The sequence below is a fragment of the Acinetobacter sp. A22 genome, from assembly GCF_030913345.1.
In the GTDB taxonomy this organism is placed as follows: Bacteria; Pseudomonadota; Gammaproteobacteria; order Pseudomonadales; family Moraxellaceae; genus Acinetobacter; species Acinetobacter junii.
Genome location: NZ_CP133162.1, coordinates 1,266,912 through 1,290,610, shown reverse-complemented (window position 1 = coordinate 1,290,610; position 23,699 = coordinate 1,266,912). Strand labels below are relative to the sequence as shown.

Genomic DNA, 23,699 nt, shown 5'->3' with positions numbered 1-23,699 from the left:
TGCATGAAGTCACGTGCTGCCGTTGCGTTTGGTCCTGGTCAACCTCTTCAAATTGTTGAAGTTGATGTTGCACCACCGAAGAAAGGTGAAGTATTAATTAAGATCTCCCATACCGGTGTGTGTCATACAGACGCATTTACTTTATCTGGCGATGATCCTGAAGGTGTTTTTCCCGCTATTCTCGGGCATGAAGGTGCTGGTGTTGTCGTTGAGGTGGGTGAAGGCGTGACTAGCGTCAAACCAGGTGATCATGTAATTCCACTTTACACCGCTGAATGCGGCGAGTGCTTATTCTGTAAATCTGGAAAATCGAACTTGTGTATTTCCGTTCGCGAAACTCAAGGTAGAGGCGTAATGCCAGATGGTACCACTCGTTTTTCCTACAATGGTCAACCGATTTACCACTATATGGGCTGCTCAACGTTCAGTGAATACACGGTAGTGGCAGAAGTATCATTGGCTAAAATCAATCCTGAAGCCAATCACGAACATGTCTGCTTACTGGGTTGTGGGGTAACAACGGGTATCGGTGCAGTACACAACACAGCTAAAGTACAAGAAGGTGATAGTGTTGCGGTCTTTGGTTTAGGTGGTATTGGTCTGGCAGTCGTACAAGCCGCACGTCAAGCTAAAGCAGGGCGTATTATTGTGGTTGACATGAATCCAGATAAATTTGCGCTGGCAAAAGAGTTTGGTGCAACGGACTTCTTGAACCCTAAAGATTACGATAAACCAATCCAGCAAGTCATTGTCGAAATGACTGGCTGGGGTGTAGATCATTCATTTGAATGTATTGGTAACGTGAATGTAATGCGTGCAGCCCTTGAAAGTGCACACCGTGGCTGGGGACAATCCGTAATTATTGGTGTAGCTGGCGCAGGTCAGGAAATCTCTACCCGTCCATTCCAACTGGTTACTGGTCGTAAATGGCTAGGTACTGCCTTTGGTGGCGTAAAAGGTCGCACGCAACTACCAGGAATGGTTGAAGATGCCATGAAAGGAAAAATTCAATTAGAGCCATTTGTGACACATACGATGGGCTTGGATCAGATCAATGAAGCCTTTGATCTAATGCATGAAGGTAAGTCAATTCGTACTGTAATTCATTACGAATAATTCCGTCAGACCTTATAGTTTTCCATGCATGTGCATCATGAATGACATGCATGGAATCCTCTAAAACGGCACATCATCTGTAAAACTGATCTATCTGTGTGGGCATCGAGTATAGGTTCAACAAACCTGCCTACATTTTAAATCTTAATCACTATTCTCTGTGGAGAATGTCAGACTCTTTGTTTACTCGATTTCTCATGAAGTCTTGCTCAACATAGGTAATTGATTATGGAAATAATTGAGAAACATGCTTCTTTTGGTGGATCGCAAGAAGTGTATCGCCATCAGTCAATAGCATTAAACTGTTCAATGAAATTCTCAATATATCTGCCACCTCATGATAAAGATGAGCGCTTGCCAGTTTTATATTGGTTATCAGGACTGACTTGCAACGAACAGAACTTTATTACTAAAGCCGGAGCACAAAAGTATGCGGCTGAACATAAAGTCATAATTGTTGCACCAGATACCAGCCCACGTGGAGAGGATGTACCAGATCATGCAGATTATGATTTAGGCCAAGGCGCAGGATTCTATGTGAATGCAACACAAGCACCCTGGTCACAGCATTTCAAAATGTATGATTATATTGTGGAAGAGCTCAGAAATCTGATTGACCTGAATTTTCCGACCAACCAAGTCCAAAGTATTATGGGTCATAGCATGGGTGGTCATGGTGCATTAGTCATTGGGTTAAAAAACCCTGAGCTGTATAAAAGTATTTCTGCTTTTGCACCAATTGTTGCACCTAGCCAAGTACCTTGGGGGGAAAAGGCTTTTACACACTGCCTAGGTGAAAACGAAACTTTATGGAAAAGCTATGATGCGATTGAATTAATCAAAAACGCTGAAGTTCATTTACCTATTTTAGTCGATCAGGGAACAGCTGATGATTTTCTTGAAGAACAGTTAAGACCTAAGCTTCTTAGTAATATTTGTTTGGAACAAGAATATCCTCTTACACTTAACCTAAGAGAAGGGTATGACCATAGCTATTACTTCATTGCGAGCTTTATAGAGAAACATATAGAGTTTCACAGCAAATTCCTAGCAAAATAACTCTCATGGATATGAGGATGTGCAATGTTGTTCTTGAATGCTTCTTGAGCAATATTTTTTGATTCAAATGTTAATGATATTAACTTGAATAAATTCATAGCATTATGTCGAAATAAAAATCTAAATTTTTGGCTCAGCTATGATAATTTTTTTAACTTTTATACAACAAAACTTTCTGACATGCATACATTAGCAATGTCAGAATCGTTTTAATTCTAATCAAATGTGGAGTTTTAGTCATGCTTAAAACAGCTTTATATGTCCGCCTTGAAGCTAAACCAGGTAAAGAAGACGAAGTGGAAGCTTTCCTTAAAGCCGGTTTACCTATTGTAATGGAAGAACCTGCGACAGTTGCGTGGTTTGGCCTACGTCTTGGACCTACAACATTTGGTATTTTTGATGCATTTCCTGATGAGGCGGGTCGCCAAGCACATTTATCTGGCAAGGTTGCAGCTGCGTTGATGGCTCAGGCCGAAGAGCTATTTTCAGAGCCACCGTCTATTGAAAAAGTAGATGTTTTGGCAAGTAAACTACCAGCTTAAACCGACGCTTAAATGTATGAATGTGCTGCCTGAAATTTTGAATGAAAGGCAGCACTTCAACCCTGTGAGGTTTGTCAAAGGCTTTTTATTCAAGTTGGGATACTTTATTGAATGGCTTAATCTCATCATTTACATGGGTCAATATCAAAACAGGGTAAATAAACGAATGCACCCATGTACATGCTTTATATTGAACTAAACTATCTAATTTAGCGTTGCATTTGTACATCTGCTAAACCGTGCCAATCTGCTTTTAAATATTCAATCACCTCTGTTTTGTATAAGCCATTCACTGTTTTAGCCAATGCGTTCACGACCATGTCAGTAGTCATACGTGTTGATACCTTTGATCCAACAATCGCTCGTTAAAATACATCAATAATAAAAGCGGTATAGAACAAGCCTGAATTTTTTAACTATCACTAAAGTCGCAAGCTGAAATAATTTTTATAAAAATAGACGACTGGTCTATTTTTATGTATAGTTAGGATATGGTGTAGGCAAAAGCCGCAGTGTTGTCCGATTTTTTAAAAGTTTATTTGATGAATAACGGTGGTTTTTCAAATCAATTAACTGATCATCCTAGGATAAAAATATGCTGAATTTTAACTTTTATAATCCGACCCGCATTATTTTTGGTGGCGATACAATAGCTAAAATCAATGACTATGTGCCTACAGAAGCAAAAGTATTAATGCTGTTTGGTGGTGAAAGTGCACGTAAGAATGGTACTTTAGCTGAAGTGCGTGAAGCATTAGGTGCAAGAGAAATTCATGAATTTGGCGGAATTGAGCCGAATCCGAGTTATGAAACCCTCATGAAAGCTGTAGAGCTGATTCGTGAACAAAAGATTGATTTCTTGATGGCTGTCGGTGGTGGATCGGTAATTGACGGTACTAAATTTATTGCAGCAGCAGTCAATTATACAGGGGATACATGGGAGATTTTAGAAACCCATGGTACTAAAATTACTCAAGCTTTGCCTTTTGCGAGTGTACTCACCCTTCCGGCAACTGGTTCAGAAATGAATAGCGGTGGGGTAGTCACCAGAAAATCGACCCAAGCCAAATTGTCATTTAGCAGTCCCTATGTTTTTCCGCAATTTTCCGTACTGGATCCGAATAAAACCTTTAGCTTGCCGACGCGCCAGTTGGCTAATGGTGTGGTGGATGCATTTGTTCATGTCATTGAACAGTACTTAACTTACCCTGTCAATGCACAAGTACAAGATCGTTTTGCCGAAGGTCTATTGCAAACTCTGATTGAGATTGGACCGAAAATCTTGGAAGATTCAGCAGATTATGACACGCGTGCGAATTTGATGTGGACCGCCAGCATGGCACTAAATGGGCTGATTGGAGCTGGTGTACCACAAGATTGGTCAACCCATTTGATTGGACATGAGCTCACGGCTTTATATGGTATTGATCATGCTCGTACCTTGGCCATTGTGTTGCCGGCCAATCTACAAGTGCGTCGTCAAGAGAAGCGAGAAAAATTACTACAGTATGCAGCTCGTGTCTGGAAGATTGTCGAAGGTGATGAAGAACAACGTATTGATAGTGCTATTGCTCGTACTCGAGCTTTCTTTGAGCAACTTGGATTGCCGACTCGTCTTAGCGATTATGGACTGGGGGAGACAGATATTGAGATCATCATTACGCAACTTAAATCACACAATCTTACACAGCTAGGCGAACATAAAAATGTTTCATTAGAGATCAGTCGCCAAATTCTCGAGATGAGCATCTAAGCTAAATGCGCGTATTTGGCATGCTCTGACCCTGTAACAATGCTCCTCAATCATGAAAATTATCGGAGAAATAACATGAAAATTTTAATCGTTTTAACCTCACATGATCAACTTGGCAATACTGGTAAGAAAACAGGTTTCTGGCTAGAAGAACTTGCTGCACCGTATTACACCTTTATTGACTCTGGTGCTGAAGTTACGCTGGCGTCGCCTCAAGGTGGGCAGCCACCACTAGATCCGAAAAGTAATTTAGCCGATGCGCAAACTGAAACTACTCATCGGTTTGAAGCTGATCCAACTGCAATGCAAGCATTGGCACAGACGCATAAACTTAGCGAAATTTCTGTAGCTGATTATGACGCAGTGTTTTATCCAGGCGGGCATGGCCCATTGTGGGATTTAGCAGAAGATCCGATTTCAATTTCTCTGATTGAACAGGCGATTCAGTCTGGCAAACCTGTTGCAGCAGTGTGTCATGCCCCAGGTGTTCTTCGTCATGTGAAAGCAAGTAATGGAGCGCCTTTAGTCAGAGGTAAATTGGTGACTGGTTTTACCAATACTGAGGAGGAGGCTGTAGGTTTGACTAAAATTGTACCATTTTTAGTTGAAGACATGCTTAAAGAAAACGGTGGTCATTATTCTAAAGTAGATGATTGGCAAGTTCATGTTCAAGTAGATGGCTTGCTGGTTACTGGACAAAATCCAGCCTCTTCTGCTGCAACCGCTACAGCATTACTTCAATTGTTGAAATAAAGTGTAGCTAGTGTCTGTTGTGGTGCTTTGCAGTGAATAAAACTTCTGACTTTGAGCAACTGGCGCAACAAGCAAAATAATCGTCACTTAATGGTGAAGGGCCTGAGTTAATAGCTTTCCTTCCTTTATTTTTCTATATACAGGAAGGATGGGTATTTAATTTAGATCAATTAAGTCATGATGACTTGGATACAATGAATTGAATGACAGTAAACTTTTTCAAAACTTAAGCTTAGGCCCTTATGTTTTGCAAAACCGTATTGTATTGCCACCATTAACGCGGTCGCGTAGTACTCAACCAGGGAATATTCCAAATGAATTAATGGCAACCTATTATCAACAGCGTGCTGGGACAGGATTTATGGTTACCGAAGGTACGCAAATCGAGCCACGTGGTCAAGGCTATGCTTGGACTCCTGGTATCTACAGCCCTGAACAGATTGCTGGATGGCGTAAAGTGACGGAAGCAGTGCATGCTAAAGGAGGCATTATTTTTGCACAACTTTGGCATGTTGGGCGTGTTTCACATACATCTTTGCAACCCGATCATGCACCACCAGTCGCGCCTTCGGCTATTAGGGCTGATAGTAATGTTAAAGTCTTTATTGAGACCGGGCCCTATGCAGGGGCCTTGGCTGATCCTTCAATGCCACGTGCTTTAAGCAATGCAGAAGTTAAAGAATTAGTGCAACTCTATGCTCAAGCTGCACGCAATGCCTTGGCTGCTGGTTTTGATGGAGTTGAAATTCATTGTGCAAATGGTTATTTGGTGAACCAATTTATCTCTGCACATAGTAACCACCGTGAAGAATATGTTGGATCACTAAACAATCGTTTGCGTTTTTTACGTGAAGTAGTACAGGCAGTTGCTGAGGTGGTTGGTGCAGATCGTTTAGGAGTGCGTTTTGCCCCGCTATTTGAAAGTACAGAGGAAGATCGTGTTTACATGGGGTTAGTTGAAGATGATCCACATGTGACTTATATTGAAGCAATAAAAATACTTGAAGAAGTTGGGATTGCCTATTTATCGATTGCAGAAGCTGATTGGGATAATGCACCAGAACTTCCTCATGATTTTCGTAAAGATGTCAGAGACACTTTCAGTGGTCGGATTATTTATGCAGGTCGATATACGGCAGAAAGAGGGGCTCGAATTTTAGAGGCAGGGCTGGCCGATTTAATTGCATTTGGACGCCCATTCATTGCGAATCCGGATTTACCCGATCGCATCGCCAATGGCTGGCCATTGAATGCAGTAGATGCAAGCACTATGTATGGTGGGACGGAAAAAGGCTATATTGATTATCCAGCTTACGCAGATTAATATTGACTTAATGAGTTATTTTGCCAACCTTTGTGGTTGGCAAAATAAGGACTTAGGATTGCTGTTGCCAGCACAATTTCTTCTTAAAACAAGTTCTTAAAATTTCTTAGCTGTGTAATGAGCCAACCTGCCAGTGGGAAAGAAATCAGTTGCGTTACTGGCACTAATACTATGACTTCAATCAACACCATCATCGGGAAACTTTGATGCTCAGTAATTGGCTTTAATAAAGTGAGTACTAGTAATAGTGTGGGATATAAGCCTAAATATCCGACTAAAATACGAGTCATGAGGGCTTTAGAAGAAGAATTCATTGTGCGCTATACTCATTCATGGATTGTAAATTGATCTAATAGCAATACATGAATAAGTCATCATTGGGCTGCTGTCATTAATTATGTGATTGATATTCAATTCAATTTTTATGAATCTTCACTTTTTAATAGAAATTTAGTTGCTCTCAGAGCTTGATGTAATGGTGTTTTATCTTTTTGCAACTTACTCAGTAATGCTGCACCTAACCACATTTGGTAAAGTACTTGTGCCAAAGTCGAGGCCTCAGTATCTGCTTGGATAGACTGATCCTGTTTACCCAAATCAATTAAACCAGCAATACGTTCGATTACATCATCGACGCCAGCGGACATAATGGAGCGCATATCTTCAGATAGATCGGCAACTTCTGCGGCAAGTTTCACAATTAAACAGCTATCCGCCCAACCACACTGTGTTTCAGGATCTTCTATCCATAAATTAAAATACTCAATCAGCTTTTGATAAGGGGATTTATCACTACGCCATACATCATTTAAACGGACTTGGTAATTATCTACATAATGCTGTACCAATTCACATCCGAAAGCTTCCTTGGATTGGAAATAATGATAAAACGAGCCTTTAGGGATTTCACAGCTCTGTAAAATTTCCTGTAATCCTACGCCAGTAAAACCTTTATGCAAAATCAGGTCTGAACTGGTGTTAAGAATGTGTAAGCGCTTCGCTTCAGACTTTTTAATAGGATTAGGCTTCATATTAATTGTTTACTCTATTGTAAAAATAGACCAGTCGTATTGTTTTTTATTATAACTCATCTACAATGGATGTAAAGAAATTTTAATCACAGTTTTTGATTGTGAAGAGAAATACTTCTAAATAAAACATGGAGTTATATGTGTGAAAACAGTTGTTAATCAACGCATTGTTTTAGCTAAACGGCCAGTGGGTGAGCCAAAACACAGCGATTTTCGTATTGAGCAAGTTGAACTCAATGAACTTAAACAAGGCGAGATATTGTTGAAAACCATTTACTTGTCACTCGATCCTTATATGCGTGGTCGTATGAGTGATGCTCCTTCCTATGCAGCACCGGTTGAAATTGGCGAAGTTATGGTCGGTGGAACAGTCAGTCAAGTGGTGGCCTCTAAAAACCCAAAATTCAAAGAAGGCGAGTGGGTTCTTTCAGGAAATGGCTGGCAGAGCTACGCAATTTCTAATGGGACTGCATGTCAAAGCTTAGGTATGCAACCTGAACATCCATCTTGGGCATTGGGTATTTTGGGAATGCCAGGATTTACTGCTTATATGGGGTTGTTGGACATTGGTCAGCCTAAAGCTGGTGAAACTTTGGTCGTTGCAGCTGCAACAGGACCTGTTGGTGCTACGGTTGGACAGATTGGCAAAATTAAAGGTTGTCGCGTGGTTGGCGTCGCAGGTGGGGCTGAAAAATGCCGTTATGCAGTAGAAGAACTCGGCTTCGATGCTTGTATCAATCATCATGATGAAAATTTTGCAAAACAATTACAACAAGCAGTTCCCAACGGTATTGATATTTATTATGAGAATGTAGGGGGTAAAGTGTTTGATGCGGTATGGCCATTGCTTAACTCTGCGGCACGTGTACCGGTGTGTGGTGTGGTTTCCCAGTATAACGCTACCGAGCAAGCACAAGGGCCAGACCGTTTACCGGGCTTTATTTCCACTCTTTTAAAAAAGCGTATTCGCATGCAAGGCTTTATTATTTTTGATGATTATGGCAGTCAGTATCCGGAATTCTATCAGCAAATGTCTGAATGGTTGAAAGACGGAAAAATCAAATATAAAGAGCATATGGTGCAAGGTTTAGATAACACAATCAATGCTTTCAATGGTATGTTGAAAGGCGAAAACTTTGGCAAAGTCGTTGTAAAGATTTAAAAAATAGGAATTATCATGATTACACTACATCATTTAGATCAATCACGTTCTTTTCGCATTTTGTGGTTACTTGAAGAAATCAAGCAGCCCTATGAGCTGAAACGCTATTATCGTGACTCACGCACGCATTTGGCCCCTGACTCTTTAAAAACCATCCATCCTTTAGGGAAATCTCCAGTATTGGAATGGGATGGCAAAGTTATTGCAGAGTCAGGCGCAATCGTTGAGTTATTAATTCAGAAACTTGCGCCGCATTTAGCACCAGATATGGATGAACCTACCTATGTCGATTATCTACAGTGGATTCATTTCTCAGAAAGCTCTGCCATGCTGCCATTTTTGTTAAAAACGTTTAATGCGATTGAAACCAAGCAGGGCACGAAGTTGGTATTTCTAGAAAATTATACTCAAGTTGAGTTTGATAAAGTATTTAGCTATTTAAATGAATATTTAAAAGATAAAGAATTTCTAGTGGCAGACCGTTTAACCGGTGCTGACTTTATGATGGGCTTTGGACTACATGCTTTAGTTCATCATATGGGACAAGGTGAAAATTATCCCCATATCCAACGTTATGTAGCAGGTTTAAGCCAACTACCTAGCTGGCAAGCCGCAGTACAAATTGAACAAAATGGTGTGAAAAGTCAAAAATAGTAAGATTGATTTTTTAAAGGTAATTTAGAAAAACAATCATGATTGACAAGTACATCTGGTTAAAAAATAAGCTGATACTTATTTAAATTAAACGCCCAATGAATTCATCGGGCGTTCTCTATTTTAAAGATAAGGAATTACCATTATTTAAGACAAGTTTCGCCTATTCTTCCCCTGCAAATTCCTATCAAAAGAGTTTGAATATCACGACGGTTACGTTGAAAGATATAATCAACTTTTGAAAGAAAGAAACGTGACTAACGCACAGCAAGATTAAATTATTCCTCGGGGTATTAAACAAGTAAACTACATCATTTTACTAACATAAACACATACACGTAAAAAATCACGCCCCAGTTTAACTGACAATAGTTTTTGAACCTTGTATTAAAACTTAAACGAATCTTGCAATTCTTTATTTGATGTTAATACTCATCCAGTATTGAGGTTTTTTATCTTTTCTTGCTTGTGATCTAGGTTGAAATACTCTAATTTCATACTCACCTGACGCAGGTAAAATATAAATACCATTATCATCAAGCTCTGGAGAATATTCTCCAAGATTGATAGAGTCTTTTAATTGATTACCCCATAAGTAAGTTTCAACATTTCCTCCAGTCAACGTCACTTTTAACTTTTGCCCTTTTTTAGCATAAAATTTGTAGGAATCATACTTGTATCCATCTAGCCTTCCGTAATAATTTGCAGAGTCAGCTTTTTTTGCAAACTTAACTACTACAGTCTTTCGTATATCATTGTTATCATTTGCAAGTACGGCAGGGCTAAGCATAGTTAAAGTTAGGGCCATACAAGCACTAGCTAGTAATTTCGTATTCGCTATTTTCATAAGTTACCTTAATTCTTGTATCGCTCCTGACATAGTAACATAAGTAATAAACTCGAATCGAAAATTGGCGTTTAGCAATTAATTGGTTTACGATTCAGTTCGATGATCCATTAAAAGATTATTTATAAAAAATGGAACTTACACAAAATAATTTACAGGCTCAATTAATGCCATTTCGTACTTGTTGCAAAATCCAATCCTCATATTCTTGTAGTGTTTCTTGTAGCATATCCATAGGTCGTACGATGTAGTGCCTTTCAACTAATGCACTAGGTTTATGACCTGATATCTGTGCTAAAGATCCTTCATTGATTTTTGCCCAAATAGCTAACGTTTTATATGATCTCCTCAATCCATGGGGAGTAAGTTCAATATTTAGTTTTTTACATATTTTTTCTAAGCTATCGTAAGGATTAACAATATGGCCACATTCAGCGCCCTTACTACTAAATATGAATTTAGAATCAGAATTTTTCTTTAGTTCTAATAATAAGCTTTCAACATATGCAGTTAGAGGGTTTAGGCGACCTTCATCTTCAATTTTATCTCTGACTTTTGCTGTTTTCCAACGAAAATCGATATCTGTCCATTTTAATGAAAGTAGCTCATTCTTTCTGCAACCAGTGATTAAACTACATATCAAAAAAATCGCAATTTTTCTACTAGTTAACTTATTTACCTCTTCAAACCATGGTTTTAGGTGCTGTTTCATCAAACAATCCTTTTTGGCTTTGGAGGAAGGGACTTTATCTTTAACCTTCTTGGCGTTATATGATTTTGGAGGTATTAAGTTTTCATAGTCTTCATGTTCCTCGCACCAATTCAGAAAAGCGCATGTAAGTCGATATGCTTTAGCTGATAATGTTTTTATTAATAAAAATGATTACTAATAATTCAAAAAAACTCATCGTTCTAATTTCAATAACAACGCTTATGTATTAAATTAGCTACAAAATGTAAATTTATTTTTGGATGGTGTAATGCTAAAACATAAAAGGATATGGCTAGGTGTGCTTCTTGCAACTGTTACAAGTTCAAGTTTTGCAGAGGTGTCTGGTACTCTCGAGAAAGATGGAGAGGATTTATTTTTCATAACAGAAGAAAGAATTGCTTCCTCTTGATACACTTAACCACGAATCTCCTTTGGTTAAGTGTTTTTTATATAGCTGTTTTAAGTAAATTTATTCGTTATGATATTTTTAATTTAGTTGAAAATATTGAATCTCATGAATAAAGACTTCAATTCTGACACTTATACGGTTGATGAAAATATTGCCAATACAATTCTTTGGCTTATGCAACATCAAGATATTTTTGATTCATTTCATTTTGATGTACATACACAGGAATTATCCGTAACGCATGCTGCTGGCGTAGACATTATTCGTCAAGGTATGTTTCTAAATGCAAAATATGGAATTTTAGTTACTTCGATCTAATCTCAACAGTACAGAAAAAAACCTTGTCGATTGACAAGGTTTTTATATTTTATGCACTCATTGCATCTATAGAGAGTTCTGCCACCGTTGGTTTAGGTTTTTCAGCAGTTAAACCTAATTTAGCAAATAAGACTTGATCTTTACCTTCACCAGCGTTTGGTGTTGTTAGTAATTTATCACCAGAGAACAAAGAGTTTGCTCCAGCCATAAATGCTAAGGCTTGATCAGAATCACTGAGGGATTCACGTCCAGCAGATAAACGGATATAACTGTGAGGCATAATAATACGTGCAACAGCAATAGTACGAATCCATTCAGTAACATCTAACTTTTCTACATCTGCAAGCGGAGTACCTTCAATTGGAACAAGCATGTTAATTGGTACGGATTCAGGGTGAACGGGCATAGTAGAAAGTTCATGTAATAAACCAATACGGTCATTACGAGTTTCACCTAGACCAACAATCCCACCACTACAAACTTTCATCCCAGCCTGACGCACGTGATCAAGTGTATTTAAACGGTCATCAAAACTACGAGTACTGATGATGTGTGAATAATATTCACGAGAAGTATCAAGGTTGTGGTTGTAGTAATCTAAACCAGCATCTTTTAAGCGCTCTGCTTGAGATTGGTTTAGCATCCCCAAAGTCATGCAAGTTTCTAAACCTAATGCTTTTACTTCACGAACCATTTCGAGAACATAAGGCATATCACGTTCATGTGGATTACGCCAAGCAGCACCCATACAAAAACGTGAAGAACCAGATTCTTTTGCTGAAATAGCTTCACGAATAACTTTATCAACAGCAATGCGTTTTTCCGCTTCTAATTTAGAATCGTAATGAGCAGATTGAGAGCAATACTTACAGTCTTCAGGACATTTACCTGTTTTGATTGAAAGTAGTGTGCTTACTTGAATGGTATTTGCTTGGAAATGTTGACGATGAACGCGTTGTGCTTCAAATACTAAATCTAAAAAAGGTTGGTCATATAAGGCTTGGATTTCATCACGAGTCCAGTCATTACGTAGGGTCATTGTTATATCCATGATGATTGATTACAAAGATTGAGATTAATCATACAGAAATCATGCCAAAGCCAAAGGGCAAAAAACATCATTTTTCTATGTGATGGACAATTGGTTGTCGCAATTGTTGTTGAATTGCCCAATCAATATGTACGTTTACAATCTCATCGTGCCAAGGTTTTGCTTCTTGCAACTTAGCAACGATTTCATTCGAGTATGGCGCATTTCCAAGTCCGATTGCAATATTACGTTTAAATGATTGATACCCTGTGCGACGTATAGGGCTGCCTTCAGTATTGGCTAAAAATGTAGCTTCATCCCACTGCCAAATATCGAGCAAGCTAATATTGTCTAAACTATGTCTTGGATCAAAATCAGGAATTGTGGCTGTTTTAGCAAAGCCATTCCAAGGGCAAATTAACTGACAATCATCACAACCAAAAATTCGATTACCAATTCCAGCGCGGTATTCTTCTGGGATTATGCCTTTATATTCAATGGTTAGATATGCAATACATTTTCGAGCATCTAACATATAAGGTTCAACAATCGCTTGTGTAGGGCAGATATCAATACACGCTGTACATGAGCCACAATGTGCTGTCGCAGGTTGATCAAAAGGTAGATCGAGTGAAGTAAATAACTCACCTAAAACAAAAAAGGAACCTGATTTTTTATGAATGAGTAAAGTATGTTTCCCTGTCCAACCCATACCTGCACTTTCAGCAAGCGATTTTTCAAAAATTGGTGCTGAATCAGCAAATGGACGTGATTCGAAATCTCCAACTTTTTCTTTGATGCGTGTAGCTAAAGTTTTAAGTCGACCACGCATAACTTTGTGATAATCGCGACCACGTGCATAACGTGCGATAATGGCTGAATTTGGTTCAAATGGTACATAACGGGGCTTTGGCGATGCTACAAGATAGTTCATACGCACACAGATAATACTTTTTGTGCCTGGCACGAGCAAAGTTGGGTCGGCTCGTTTATCCAAGTTTTCCTCTAAATAGTGCATGTCAGCATGATAGCCGCGTTTTAAATATTCTTTAAATCTCGGCATTTGATCTTGAGCATCTGGTTTGGCAATGACACAATCAGAAAAACCCAATTCCAAAGCTTGTGCTTTTATCCATGTTTTAAGTTCTTGAGGATCAAGCTGCTGAATCTCAATCTTTTGAGAAGTGTTGTGAGATGAGGAAGTGGAAGCCATAAACCAATAATAAGGAGAAAATCATGCAACGATCAGTTTACCATAGCCAAGTTTATGATAGTCAAAGTATACAAGCATGGGAGCGTCGATGGTTTGCTCAACAGAATTCCTCTTTAGGTTTAATGCAGCAAGCAGCTTGGACAATAGCGCAAAACTTAAATAAACAATTTCTAGCTAAAAAAATTAACCATATCGCGGTCTGGTGTGGTCAGGGCAATAATGCAGGTGATGGCTATTATATAGCTGCATTTTTAAAGCAGCAGGGATTTAAAGTAACCGTATTTGCTACAGAGCTAGGTCATTCTGTGGATTTACAACAGGCATTTCATTACGCACAAAGCCAACAAGTTGATACACAAACAATTGACTATTTATTGTCTGAACATGAAATAAAGCAGGACTTCCCCATATTCGATTGTCATATAGATGCTTTATTTGGGATCGGATTAAATCGAATGCTGGATCAAAAATGGCAAAATATTATTCACCTCTATAATTTGCAAACAGGTTTCAAAGTGTCGGTTGATATTCCTAGTGGAATTCATGCTGATACTGGTCAGGCTTTACCTTGTTCAATAGAGGCAGATCAAACTTTTACCCTATTGGGATATAAAGCTGGATTGTTTACAGGTCAAAGCAAGGAGTATGTGGGAAAACTGCATTTAGTCAGCTTGATCCCAATTGATGCAGAGTTAAAACCACTTGCTTATTTATCTCCTGAACGAATTGCTTTACCGAAGCGCAAAGCCTTTGGTCATAAAGGAAGTTATGGACATGTGCTGGTCGTCGGTGGACACGCCGATATGGGAGGTGCAGTCATTATGTCTGCTGAAGCTGCTTTTCATGCTGGTGCTGGCAAAGTTACAGTGGTTTGCCATTCTAAACATCATCAAGCAATTCTAGCACGTTCACCTAATATTATGGTGAGAGATATTAATGCAATTGATCAAGAGCTTATTCAACATTTATTAGCACAAGTCGACGCAGTTTGTTTTGGAATGGGTTTAGGACGAGATGAATGGGCTGAAAAGATTTATCAATTATGGTTTGATTTACTTAATAAAAATTCACATTTAGAAGTTGTATTAGATGCTGATGGATTATGGTTTTTGGCACGATATCCGCAGCAATTAACTGCACATGTTTATGCAACTCCACATTCAGGTGAGGCAGCAACTTTGTTGGGTTGTAAAGCAGCAGATATTGAACAAGATCGGATTGCCGCGATTTATCAGCTACAACAAAAATATGCAGGACAATGGGTGCTTAAAGGTGCAGGGAGTCTGACTTTGGATGATCGATTATGGATTTGCACTCAAGGTAATGCGGGGATGGGAACGGGTGGAATGGGGGATGTGCTGGCAGGCATGATTGCGAGTCTAAAAGCACAATTTCATGAGCAAATCGCATTACATGAAATTGTCAGCTTACATGCACAGGCAGGGGATTTACTCGCTGAACAAGGGATCAGAGGCTTGCAAGCACATGAAATGGGGAAGGTAATTTATCAAGTTGTAAATCAGTAAGTCTTAACGCCTTCTACTACTCGAACGACTGCGTCCACGAGCCATCCCGCCTAATGCATTTAAAACAGCCATTTTGCTCATACTTCCCGAAGCGTGTGCATGGCAAATTGCAGCAGCTAGAGCATCGGCTGCATCGGCTTGCGGTTGAATAGTAAGATTAAGTAATTTCATCACCATCATTTGCACTTGTTCTTTTTCGGCTGCACCATAACCAACCACAGACTGTTTAATCTGACGTGCTGTGTATTCAGCTACTTGTAAGTCTAAATTCACCAAGGCGGCAATCGCAGCACCGCGTGCCTGACCGAGTTTCAAAGCTGAATCAGGATTTTGAGCCATAAATACCTGTTCAACAGCAGCTTCGGTGGGACCGTGAAATTTAACGATACGCTCAATACCTGCAAAAATTCTTTTTAAACGCTCAGGCATTTCTTGTGTTTCTGTACGAATGGTACCCGCATCGACAAAGCGTAGCTTATTACCATCCTTTTCGATAATCCCGTAACCTGTTAAGCGTGAACCTGGATCAATACCAATAATGAGTGACATGCAGCACTATAAAAATAAAAGAATGTTAATATTGTTACATATAGCCTTTTGCCTTGTACAATTTTTTGTTGGATAAAAATTTCAGTCATTTAAAGCGTCGATTTAAAAGATTTTGACTAGTAGGAGTGTGATTTAAAAAATTCGTTTGAATTATTTGAATGACGTAAAGAATTTCCTTTTTTGTATTAAATATGAGCAAGTATTTTAGTTTTTAAAGATTTATGGAGAAAAAGTTTGCATTAAATTAGCTAAGGGCGTATAAAGCTAACTCGCTGATGCGGGGTGGAGCAGTCTGGTAGCTCGTCGGGCTCATAACCCGAAGGTCGTTGGTTCAAATCCAACCCCCGCATCCAATTTATTTTGCTCTGTGATCTATAAAAACGTTTTTGTTTTCTTAAACAGTAACGAGTTAGCTGAAATAAACCTAAAAAGCTAAAATTATTATTAAATCCTAGTTATGCTCTGTTTCCTTACCTAGTGTTGTAGTAAATCCAAGTTGTCACTTGAGCTCAGTCATGAGTATTTAAGTTTTGAAAATTATCAATGAATGGCATATTGCCACTGCCACAAATGGCAATGAAATTAATGTAAAAATTATTCCCCTCAAACGTCAGCAAAGCACGCTTAATGGCTTTAAATGGGTTGAGGTAGGAAAAAAAATCCTTTTACAATCTGGTCAAGAAATTGAATTTAATCTTGATGGTAGAAGTTTTTATACATCACCAAACCAGTTATATCGACTAAATTAGTCATATTTGAGCCTAACATAGAAATATTGTTACATTTTTGGGTTGGGCTTTATTTTGATTATTGCCTTAGTTACAATTGTTTTTTTAGCTTTTTTATCAATAGAAAATCCTTATAATTCAACAATTAAATATAAAAAATCTAATTTTCGAAATAATAATTGAAAATTATCTATATAAATAAGCAGATATTTATTGCTTGTAAAAAGCAAACTCGTGTATAGTGGTTCTTAACTAGAAGAATAACACTGTTGATTCAGCAAATCTTTAATTTCGTAGTTTAGTTAAACCTCTCGTTTTATCAGATTTTAGTCTCAAAGTTTTATTACTCCAAGTTATTTGCTGCTAAGCATCCCGAATTTTTTAAATAGGTTAAAGATATGTCTAACACTGCGACTGGTACAGTTAAATGGTTCAACGAAACTAAAGGTTTTGGTTTCATCCATGCTGATTCTGGACAAGATGTTTTTGCTCATTTTAGCGAAATCCAAAGCAATGGTTTCAAAGTTCTTCATGAAGGACAACGCGTGTCATTTACTGTTGCTCAAGGCAAAAAAGGCCCACAAGCAACTGGTATTACTGTAGTTGCTCAAAACTAATAGTATGCCGCAGAAAAAAGCTCACTTTGGTGGGCTTTTTTTATGGTAAAAAAACCATAAATCTATCAAATTTCTTATCCTGCTAAATTAATTGTTTAAACCCAATGGTAAAAAAGTATTGCATGCTCTACGACTTTTTGCTAATTTCAATTCGACGATTATTTCGGCAGATTAAAGATTAGCGTACATTTGATGAGCATGCGGTTATGGATAACATAGAGCAATACACTCAAGGGTTTGAACATGAAGTTCACGTGCAGTGTAAAAGATCATTAGGCACATTGTTATTTAGCTTTGTTGTCTTGCTAGTAACAAGTTTGTAATTAAAAAGCACCTAAGGGTGCTTTTTTATGCGTTATGAAAGTGACTGTTGAGGGGAAATTTTATCTTCCTGACCGTGTTTGCTATGTGATAGGCTTTATAAAAAAGGATAAGCCTATGGATGCCATAGAAACAAAAGATTTTTCTGCTATTGCTGGTTACACACTTGCACTTCTAGAGATGGATGAGTGGATTAATACTCGGCCTTTTTTTTATAAAATAAAGACGCATTATTTGGTTGACCAAGCGATTAGGCTTGAATACATCATTATCCAGTAGAGATAATCTAGAAACTTTAGCCTGCTAAGAATGATCTTTGAATGGCATAGATCATAAATACATCTAAAGCATATATTTTTAATAAGTTGTATTGCTGAGCTAAAATCCTACAAATATTCAAATTATTTTTCTGTTTCAAATCATCGACATAATTTCTAAATTTTTTTGATATCTTTAATTTTTTACACATAAGAATTTAATTTCATGAAAAATTTATTCATCATCTGTACGGTATTCCTTTCAATATCAGCATGCTCATCTACTCCAAATAAAGATGTGTCTCCTCCTAAAATTGGTATGCCTAATCCAGCCAGCCAATATTGTATTGAGCAAGGTGGGCAATTAGAAATTAGAAATGAAGCGAATGGTCAGGTCGGATACTGTAAATTACCGAATGGTAAAGTTGTAGAAGAGTGGGAGCTTTTTAGAGCAAATCAACCTAAATGCGATGCGGAAGAGGCTCAAAAATTAATTGGTCAGTCTGGGTTAAGTGATCAACAAATTAAACAAAAAACTCAATCAGAAATTGTTCGCACAGTTGCACCAAATCAGCCTGTAACAATGGATTATCGTGAAAATCGAGTTACTGTTACGATAGACCCAAGCTCTAAGAAAATCTTAAATGCGAGCTGTGGCTAATATTTATAAAAAATATAAGCTCTCATCTTGAATGTCTTCAGATGAGAGTGTTTCTGAAAATAGGGTAAGCCGTAAAACTTGATAAATTCGAAATTGTACCCATATCTTAATTTATTGAGTTCGTATTGATTAATATGTAAGAATGATCAATTGAGCTGACACAAGTTTTTTATTTTTTGAGATTTGAGATGAATCTACTTCTTATCGTGGTTTTAGGTACTATTGCTGAGGTTTTAGTATGGATTGGCGTGGGTGACCTCGTTGGAAGTATGTGGTATGTCTTCTTCTGGTTTGTGCTTGCTTTCTTTATTGGTTTAAACCTTGTTCGCTCTAGCACTGCTAATATCATGCCTCAATTGCAGCAGATGCAAATGACAGGGCAATTAGGCGCAGATCCTGCTGTTACTAAGAAACTTGCATTAGCAATGTCTGGTTTCTTTTTAATGATTCCAGGATTAATTTCTGATGTACTTGCTTTATTGGTGTTGATTCCTTCTGTACAAACAGCTTTTCGTAATGCTTTGATGAAAACAATGGCCAAACGTCAGCAAGCGATGATGGATCAAATGATGGGTGGTATGGGCGGCGGCGGTGCTGCTGGACAAAATCCTTTTGCTGATTTGATGCGCCAAATGCAAGAAATGCAAAATCAACAGGGCGGTGGTCAATACCGTGATTCAACCATTATTGATGGTGAAGCGAGAGAAGTGAAACCAGATCAAAAGAAAATCGAATTTAAAGATGTAAACTAAGTTGTAATTTTTTAAAAAAGCACGCTCTTCTAAAGCGTGCTTTTTTATTTTTGTTTGCTTTTATCTGTATCTGTGCTTTGTTCTAAATTTTCAGATAGGTTTTGTGTTTCAGCACTCTTTTTATATTGTGTTGGAGCTAATGTCGTAACTTCATTTTCTGATTGTTTGTATTTTCTACTGCGATTTGCTCGTTCGCGAAATCCACCTTTAGTAATTAATTGAGTCATGATATTTACTCTTTGATCCTAGCCCAATATTTTAGCAAAATTATGTGAAAGATCAAAATAATACCTAATTACTGAATTTACCTCGATTGTAATGATTTCATAAAAATGACATATTATTTTTGTTAAATGAGCTGGTAAGGTCATAAATCAAGATTGAAATCTTGATTTATTTCTCATAGGATAAAAGTGCGACGGTAAAAATTGTTGTAAAAAGAAAATAAAAAATAACAATCGGGAGGAAAAATGATGTTATATCAATATCATTGTGCATGCTGTGACAAGGTTGTTGCTTCAACTGATAAAGAGTGTCCACATTGCGGTTCGCAACACATTAGGAGTCCGTATGGGCTTTGGATGTTTTGTGTGGCAGCATGTTTGGCTGTAGTTGTTATTGTGAAGCTTGCGCATATGTATTCGCAACATCATCAAGAAGAACAGCCTATTCAAAATACGTCTATTTTTGAAGTTCTAAAGCAAGACAATATGAATTCGGGAAATTAAAAATTGGGGAATAAAAAAGCTCGCATCATGCGAGCTTTTTTATGTGTGGGTTTAAAGTCCAGCAGCATCCTTAAGGATCTGAACTTTATCTGTCTTTTCCCATGTAAATGCAGTGTCAGAACCTTCGCGACCGAAGTGACCATATGCTGCAGTTTGTTTATACATCGGTTGAATTAGATTCAACATACGCGTAATACCATACGGACGTAAGTCAAAATGTTCACGTACTAGCTGAACAATAAGCTCATCTGATACTTTGCCTGTATTAAATGTATTAATTGAAATAGAAGTAGGTTCTGCAACACCAATTGCATAACTGACTTGAATTTCACATTTGTCAGCAAGACCTGCAGCAACAATATTTTTCGCAACATAACGTCCCGCATAAGCTGCAGAGCGGTCTACTTTTGATGGGTCTTTACCAGAGAAAGCACCACCACCATGACGAGCCATACCACCGTATGTATCAACAATAATTTTACGACCAGTTAAACCACAGTCACCTACAGGACCACCAATCACAAACATACCTGTAGGATTGATGTGGAACTTGGTTTCAGCATGAAACATTTCAGCAGGAATAATTGGTTTAATAATTTCTTCGATAATTGCTTCTTTTAACTGAGCTTGGCTGATTTCAGGATCGTGCTGAGTTGATAATACAACTGCATCTAAACGAACTGGCATACCATTTTCATAAGCAAATGTAACTTGGCTTTTTGCATCTGGACGTAACCAAGGTAAAGCACCTGAACGACGTAATTCTGCTTGACGTTCCATGAGGCGATGAGCGTATGAAATAGGCGCAGGCATAAGAACATCTGTTTCACGGCTTGCGTAACCGAACATCAAGCCTTGGTCGCCAGCACCTTGATCTTCTGGTTTTTGACGGTCAACACCTTGTGCAATCTCAGGAGACTGTTTACCAATCATGTTGATGACAGCACATGTAGAGCCATCAAAACCTAAATCAGAATGATGGTAACCGATTCCGTTAACTGTTTGACGTACAATCGCTTCAAAGTCCACGTTTGCTGTAGTCGTAATTTCACCAGCAAGAACAACAGCGCCTGTTTTTACTAATGTTTCACAAGCGACACGCGCATACGGGTCTTCTTTTAGGATTGCATCTAAAATAGCATCACTAATTTGGTCAGCCATTTTGTCTGGATGACCTTCGCTTACAGATTCTGAAGTAAAAACAGCATACTCGCGCATGAACGTCCTATCATGGTTATTTTCAAAAAGACAGAGTATGTTACATCGACTTGGCGTATAGGACTAGCAAAAGCTGACTAAAAAGCATGAAATTATTTCATTTTCATCATGTTTTTATTGATATGTGTATAAGTAAAACTAATATTAATGCTTTAATTAATAAAGTTTTTCTGAATTGTAAATTTTCATATTTGACTGATTGTATTTACATGTTGTTTATACGGTGAACATTTACATAAAGAATTGTATTTGAATGATCAAAATATAAGAAATATCGTGTATTGCACTTTACCCCATCTTGTTTTTTTAAGACAATAGTCGCAGTTTTTGAAAGATGATTTCTCATCTTCTCTCATCTTATTGATTTAATCGGATTCTGACTTATGACAACCCCTTTAAATGAACGTCGTATTGCAAATGCAATTCGTGTCTTGGCTATGGATGCTGTGCAACAAGCAAACTCAGGGCATCCTGGTGCTCCAATGGGGATGGCAGATATCGCTGACGTAGTTTGGCGCGAATTTTTAAATCATAACCCAACAAACCCACAATGGGCGAACCGTGACCGTTTTGTATTGTCTAATGGTCATGGCTCAATGTTGCAATATGCATTATTGCATTTGACTGGTTATGATTTGTCTATTGAAGATTTAAAGCAATTCCGCCAATTACACTCTAAAACTCCTGGTCATCCTGAATATGGCTATGCACCAGGTATTGAAACAACAACTGGCCCATTAGGTCAGGGTATTGCGAATGCAGTAGGTTTTGCTTTAGCTGAAAAAACGTTAGCTGCTCAGTTCAACAAAGACGGTTTAGATGTTGTTGATCACTTCACGTACTGTTTCCTTGGTGATGGCTGCTTGATGGAAGGTATTTCGCACGAAGTATGTTCACTTGCAGGTACTTTAGGTCTTGGTAAGTTGATTGCTTACTACGATGACAACGGGATTTCAATTGATGGTGAAGTAGAAGGTTGGTTTAGTGATGATACTGAGCAACGTTTCAAAGCTTATGGCTGGCAAGTGCTTCGTGTAGACGGGCATGACGCTGATGCGATTCGTCAAGCAACTGTTGAAGCGAAAGCTGAAAGCAATAAACCAACGATCATTATCTGTAAAACGATTATTGGTTTAGGTTCTCCAAATAAGCAAGGTAAAGAAGATTGCCACGGCGCTCCACTTGGTAAAGACGAAATCGCTTTAACACGTGAAGCATTAGGTTGGAAAGAAGAAGCGTTTGTTATTCCGGAAGATGTATATGCAGCTTGGGATGCAAAAGCTAAGGGTCAAACTTCTGAAGCCGCTTGGAATGAATTGTTTGCACAATACCAAGCAAAATATCCAACTGAAGCAGCTGAATTGTTACGTCGCATCAACGGTGACTTACCTGCAGAATTTGCTGTACAAGCCGATGCATTCATTGCTGAAACAAATGCAAAAGCTGAAACAATTGCAACTCGTAAAGCAAGCCAAAATACGTTACAAGCATTTGGTCCATTACTCCCTGAATTATTAGGTGGTTCGGCTGACTTGGCTGGTTCTAACTTAACACTTTGGAAAGGTTGCCAAGGCGTACAAGACAATCCTGCGGGTAACTACGTTTATTACGGCGTTCGTGAATTCGGTATGACCGCAATTGCAAACGGTGTAGCTTTACACGGCGGTTTTGTTCCTTACGTTGCAACATTCTTAATGTTTATGGAGTATGCGCGTAATGCGGTACGTATGTCTGCATTAATGAAGCAACGCGTGATTCATGTATATACACATGATTCAATCGGTTTAGGTGAAGATGGTCCAACACATCAGCCAATTGAGCAAATTGCATCATTACGTGGTACGCCGAATTTAAATACATGGCGTCCATGTGATACGGTTGAAGCGGCTGTTTCTTGGAAATCTGCTCTTCAGCGTAAAGAAGGTCCAACAGCATTAATCTTCTCTCGTCAAAACTTGCCATTCCAAGCACGTAATGAAGCTCAAATTCAAAACGTTGCAAAAGGTGGTTATGTACTTGCTGAAGAAAAAGGCGAGTTGAAAGCAATCATCATTGCGACTGGTTCAGAAGTTTCATTGGCGATGGAAGCATATGCACAGCTTGAAGGTGTGCGTGTTGTATCTATGCCATGTGCTGAAGAGTTTATGAAGCAAGATGCGGCGTATCGTGAAGCGGTACTGCCTGCGCATATCCGTGCACGTGTAGCGGTTGAAGCTGCCCATGTGGATTACTGGTGGAAATTTGTTGGTTTAGATGGCAAAGTGATTGGTATGACTACTTATGGTGAATCTGCACCAGCGAAAGATCTGTTCCAATTCTTTGGTATCACGACTGAAGCGGTTGTAGCTGCTGTTAAAGAATTGACTGCTTAATTGAATTAAGTGGTATAAAAAAGCGTCCTGAATAGGGCGCTTTTTTT

Annotated in this window: 25 protein-coding genes, 1 tRNA gene and 2 pseudogenes; 18 read left to right on the top strand and 10 right to left on the bottom strand. The window is 38.4% G+C overall.

Translation table 11 applies throughout. The annotated features are described in order from the left end of the window. Window positions 1-3: 3 nt before the first annotated feature. From Q9Q86_RS06440 to Q9Q86_RS06430, 3 genes are all read left to right on the top strand, one after another. Window positions 4-1,116, top strand: a complete 1,113-nt coding sequence (locus tag Q9Q86_RS06440) for an S-(hydroxymethyl)glutathione dehydrogenase/class III alcohol dehydrogenase (protein ID WP_112986604.1) — start codon at window positions 4-6, stop codon at window positions 1,114-1,116. Window positions 1,117-1,344: 228 nt separating this feature from the next. Then, window positions 1,345-2,175: an S-formylglutathione hydrolase gene (fghA, locus tag Q9Q86_RS06435; RefSeq protein ID WP_112986605.1), complete on the top strand. Its 831-nt coding sequence runs from the start codon at window positions 1,345-1,347 to the stop codon at window positions 2,173-2,175. A 239-nt stretch (window positions 2,176-2,414) separates the two neighbouring features. Then, the gene (locus tag Q9Q86_RS06430; RefSeq protein ID WP_000920558.1) at window positions 2,415-2,717 is read left to right on the top strand and encodes a putative quinol monooxygenase; all 303 of its coding nucleotides are present in this window, start codon (window positions 2,415-2,417) and stop codon (window positions 2,715-2,717) included. A 218-nt stretch (window positions 2,718-2,935) separates the two neighbouring features. Here the strand turns inward: Q9Q86_RS06430 and Q9Q86_RS06425 are convergent. Next, window positions 2,936-3,127, bottom strand: a pseudogene (locus tag Q9Q86_RS06425) (IS3 family transposase); the annotation flags it as partial. Window positions 3,128-3,312: 185 nt separating this feature from the next. On the opposite strand from Q9Q86_RS06425, the gene Q9Q86_RS06420 reads away from it, so the two are divergent. The 3 genes from Q9Q86_RS06420 to Q9Q86_RS06410 all read left to right on the top strand — a co-directional run bounded on the left by Q9Q86_RS06420 (window position 3,313) and on the right by Q9Q86_RS06410 (window position 6,547). Continuing rightward, on the top strand, window positions 3,313-4,470 hold the full coding sequence (locus tag Q9Q86_RS06420; RefSeq protein ID WP_112986606.1) for an iron-containing alcohol dehydrogenase: 1,158 nt from the start codon (window positions 3,313-3,315) through the stop codon (window positions 4,468-4,470). A 75-nt stretch (window positions 4,471-4,545) separates the two neighbouring features. Continuing rightward, complete coding sequence (locus Q9Q86_RS06415) at window positions 4,546-5,223, top strand: type 1 glutamine amidotransferase domain-containing protein (protein ID WP_109104334.1); 678 nt, start codon at window positions 4,546-4,548, stop codon at window positions 5,221-5,223. A 199-nt stretch (window positions 5,224-5,422) separates the two neighbouring features. Further along, window positions 5,423-6,547: an alkene reductase gene (locus tag Q9Q86_RS06410; RefSeq protein WP_112986607.1), complete on the top strand. Its 1,125-nt coding sequence runs from the start codon at window positions 5,423-5,425 to the stop codon at window positions 6,545-6,547. Between the two features lie 83 nt (window positions 6,548-6,630). Here the strand turns inward: Q9Q86_RS06410 and Q9Q86_RS06405 are convergent, their stop codons facing one another. Both Q9Q86_RS06405 and Q9Q86_RS06400 read right to left on the bottom strand, forming a co-directional pair. Beyond that, window positions 6,631-6,861, bottom strand: coding sequence for a hypothetical protein (locus Q9Q86_RS06405; protein WP_002050964.1), 231 nt, complete (start codon window positions 6,859-6,861; stop codon window positions 6,631-6,633). Between the two features lie 108 nt (window positions 6,862-6,969). Then, the gene (locus Q9Q86_RS06400) at window positions 6,970-7,578 is read right to left on the bottom strand and encodes a TetR/AcrR family transcriptional regulator (protein WP_005093648.1); all 609 of its coding nucleotides are present in this window, start codon (window positions 7,576-7,578) and stop codon (window positions 6,970-6,972) included. Between the two features lie 142 nt (window positions 7,579-7,720). Here Q9Q86_RS06400 and Q9Q86_RS06395 point away from each other — a divergent pair, with 142 nt between their 5' ends. Together Q9Q86_RS06395 and Q9Q86_RS06390 are read left to right on the top strand one after the other, a co-directional pair. Next, the gene (locus tag Q9Q86_RS06395) at window positions 7,721-8,740 is read left to right on the top strand and encodes an NADP-dependent oxidoreductase (RefSeq protein ID WP_112986608.1); all 1,020 of its coding nucleotides are present in this window, start codon (window positions 7,721-7,723) and stop codon (window positions 8,738-8,740) included. 15 nt (window positions 8,741-8,755) lie between these two features. Next, entirely contained in the window at window positions 8,756-9,394 is a 639-nt protein-coding gene (locus Q9Q86_RS06390; RefSeq protein ID WP_087545655.1) for a glutathione S-transferase family protein, read from the top strand. A gap of 415 nt (window positions 9,395-9,809) precedes the next feature. Here the strand turns inward: Q9Q86_RS06390 and Q9Q86_RS06385 are convergent, their stop codons facing one another. Both Q9Q86_RS06385 and Q9Q86_RS06380 read right to left on the bottom strand, forming a co-directional pair. Then, complete coding sequence (locus Q9Q86_RS06385) at window positions 9,810-10,241, bottom strand: PPC domain-containing protein (RefSeq protein WP_112986609.1); 432 nt, start codon at window positions 10,239-10,241, stop codon at window positions 9,810-9,812. A gap of 160 nt (window positions 10,242-10,401) precedes the next feature. Next, a pseudogene (locus Q9Q86_RS06380) lies at window positions 10,402-11,106 on the bottom strand (tyrosine-type recombinase/integrase); the annotation flags it as partial. A gap of 361 nt (window positions 11,107-11,467) precedes the next feature. Between Q9Q86_RS06380 and Q9Q86_RS06375 the strand changes: the two are divergent. Continuing rightward, window positions 11,468-11,680, top strand: a complete 213-nt coding sequence (locus Q9Q86_RS06375) for a hypothetical protein (protein ID WP_099948783.1) — start codon at window positions 11,468-11,470, stop codon at window positions 11,678-11,680. A 49-nt stretch (window positions 11,681-11,729) separates the two neighbouring features. Here Q9Q86_RS06375 and bioB read toward each other — a convergent pair whose 3' ends face one another. Together bioB and queG are read right to left on the bottom strand one after the other, a co-directional pair. Then, window positions 11,730-12,719, bottom strand: coding sequence for a biotin synthase BioB (gene bioB, locus Q9Q86_RS06370; RefSeq protein WP_004961484.1), 990 nt, complete (start codon window positions 12,717-12,719; stop codon window positions 11,730-11,732). Between the two features lie 79 nt (window positions 12,720-12,798). Continuing rightward, complete coding sequence (gene queG / locus Q9Q86_RS06365) at window positions 12,799-13,923, bottom strand: tRNA epoxyqueuosine(34) reductase QueG (RefSeq protein ID WP_039046965.1); 1,125 nt, start codon at window positions 13,921-13,923, stop codon at window positions 12,799-12,801. 23 nt (window positions 13,924-13,946) lie between these two features. Here queG and Q9Q86_RS06360 point away from each other — a divergent pair, with 23 nt between their 5' ends. Then, complete coding sequence (locus tag Q9Q86_RS06360; protein ID WP_112986610.1) at window positions 13,947-15,449, top strand: NAD(P)H-hydrate dehydratase; 1,503 nt, start codon at window positions 13,947-13,949, stop codon at window positions 15,447-15,449. Window positions 15,450-15,452: 3 nt separating this feature from the next. Here the strand turns inward: Q9Q86_RS06360 and ruvC are convergent, their stop codons facing one another. Continuing rightward, window positions 15,453-15,998 (bottom strand): crossover junction endodeoxyribonuclease RuvC, encoded by a 546-nt coding sequence (ruvC, locus tag Q9Q86_RS06355; protein ID WP_004915352.1) that lies wholly within the window; start codon window positions 15,996-15,998, stop codon window positions 15,453-15,455. Window positions 15,999-16,274: 276 nt separating this feature from the next. On the opposite strand from ruvC, the gene Q9Q86_RS06350 reads away from it, so the two are divergent. The 6 genes from Q9Q86_RS06350 to Q9Q86_RS06325 all read left to right on the top strand — a co-directional run bounded on the left by Q9Q86_RS06350 (window position 16,275) and on the right by Q9Q86_RS06325 (window position 19,334). After that, a tRNA-Met gene (locus Q9Q86_RS06350) sits at window positions 16,275-16,351 on the top strand. Between the two features lie 177 nt (window positions 16,352-16,528). Then, window positions 16,529-16,747: a transposase gene (locus tag Q9Q86_RS06345; protein ID WP_112986611.1), complete on the top strand. Its 219-nt coding sequence runs from the start codon at window positions 16,529-16,531 to the stop codon at window positions 16,745-16,747. A 377-nt stretch (window positions 16,748-17,124) separates the two neighbouring features. After that, window positions 17,125-17,343 (top strand): cold-shock protein, encoded by a 219-nt coding sequence (locus tag Q9Q86_RS06340; protein ID WP_004915353.1) that lies wholly within the window; start codon window positions 17,125-17,127, stop codon window positions 17,341-17,343. 357 nt (window positions 17,344-17,700) lie between these two features. Then, the gene (locus tag Q9Q86_RS06335; protein WP_004954745.1) at window positions 17,701-17,943 is read left to right on the top strand and encodes a hypothetical protein; all 243 of its coding nucleotides are present in this window, start codon (window positions 17,701-17,703) and stop codon (window positions 17,941-17,943) included. A 204-nt stretch (window positions 17,944-18,147) separates the two neighbouring features. Beyond that, window positions 18,148-18,582, top strand: coding sequence for an I78 family peptidase inhibitor (locus tag Q9Q86_RS06330; protein WP_112986612.1), 435 nt, complete (start codon window positions 18,148-18,150; stop codon window positions 18,580-18,582). 188 nt (window positions 18,583-18,770) lie between these two features. Further along, entirely contained in the window at window positions 18,771-19,334 is a 564-nt protein-coding gene (locus tag Q9Q86_RS06325) for an FxsA family protein (RefSeq protein ID WP_039046961.1), read from the top strand. Between the two features lie 44 nt (window positions 19,335-19,378). On the opposite strand, the gene Q9Q86_RS06320 is transcribed toward Q9Q86_RS06325, so the two are convergent. After that, window positions 19,379-19,561: a hypothetical protein gene (locus Q9Q86_RS06320; protein ID WP_112986613.1), complete on the bottom strand. Its 183-nt coding sequence runs from the start codon at window positions 19,559-19,561 to the stop codon at window positions 19,379-19,381. A 243-nt stretch (window positions 19,562-19,804) separates the two neighbouring features. On the opposite strand from Q9Q86_RS06320, the gene Q9Q86_RS06315 reads away from it, so the two are divergent. Then, a complete protein-coding gene (locus Q9Q86_RS06315; protein ID WP_099948779.1) occupies window positions 19,805-20,062 on the top strand; it encodes a hypothetical protein in 258 nt (85 codons plus the stop codon). Between the two features lie 51 nt (window positions 20,063-20,113). Here the strand turns inward: Q9Q86_RS06315 and metK are convergent, their stop codons facing one another. Then, window positions 20,114-21,280 carry a methionine adenosyltransferase gene (metK, locus tag Q9Q86_RS06310; protein WP_004954738.1) on the bottom strand — a complete coding sequence of 389 codons (1,167 nt, stop codon included), beginning with the start codon at window positions 21,278-21,280 and terminating at the stop codon, window positions 20,114-20,116. A 383-nt stretch (window positions 21,281-21,663) separates the two neighbouring features. Here metK and tkt point away from each other — a divergent pair, with 383 nt between their 5' ends. Beyond that, on the top strand, window positions 21,664-23,652 hold the full coding sequence (tkt, locus tag Q9Q86_RS06305; protein WP_112986614.1) for a transketolase: 1,989 nt from the start codon (window positions 21,664-21,666) through the stop codon (window positions 23,650-23,652). Window positions 23,653-23,699: the final 47 nt, after the last annotated feature.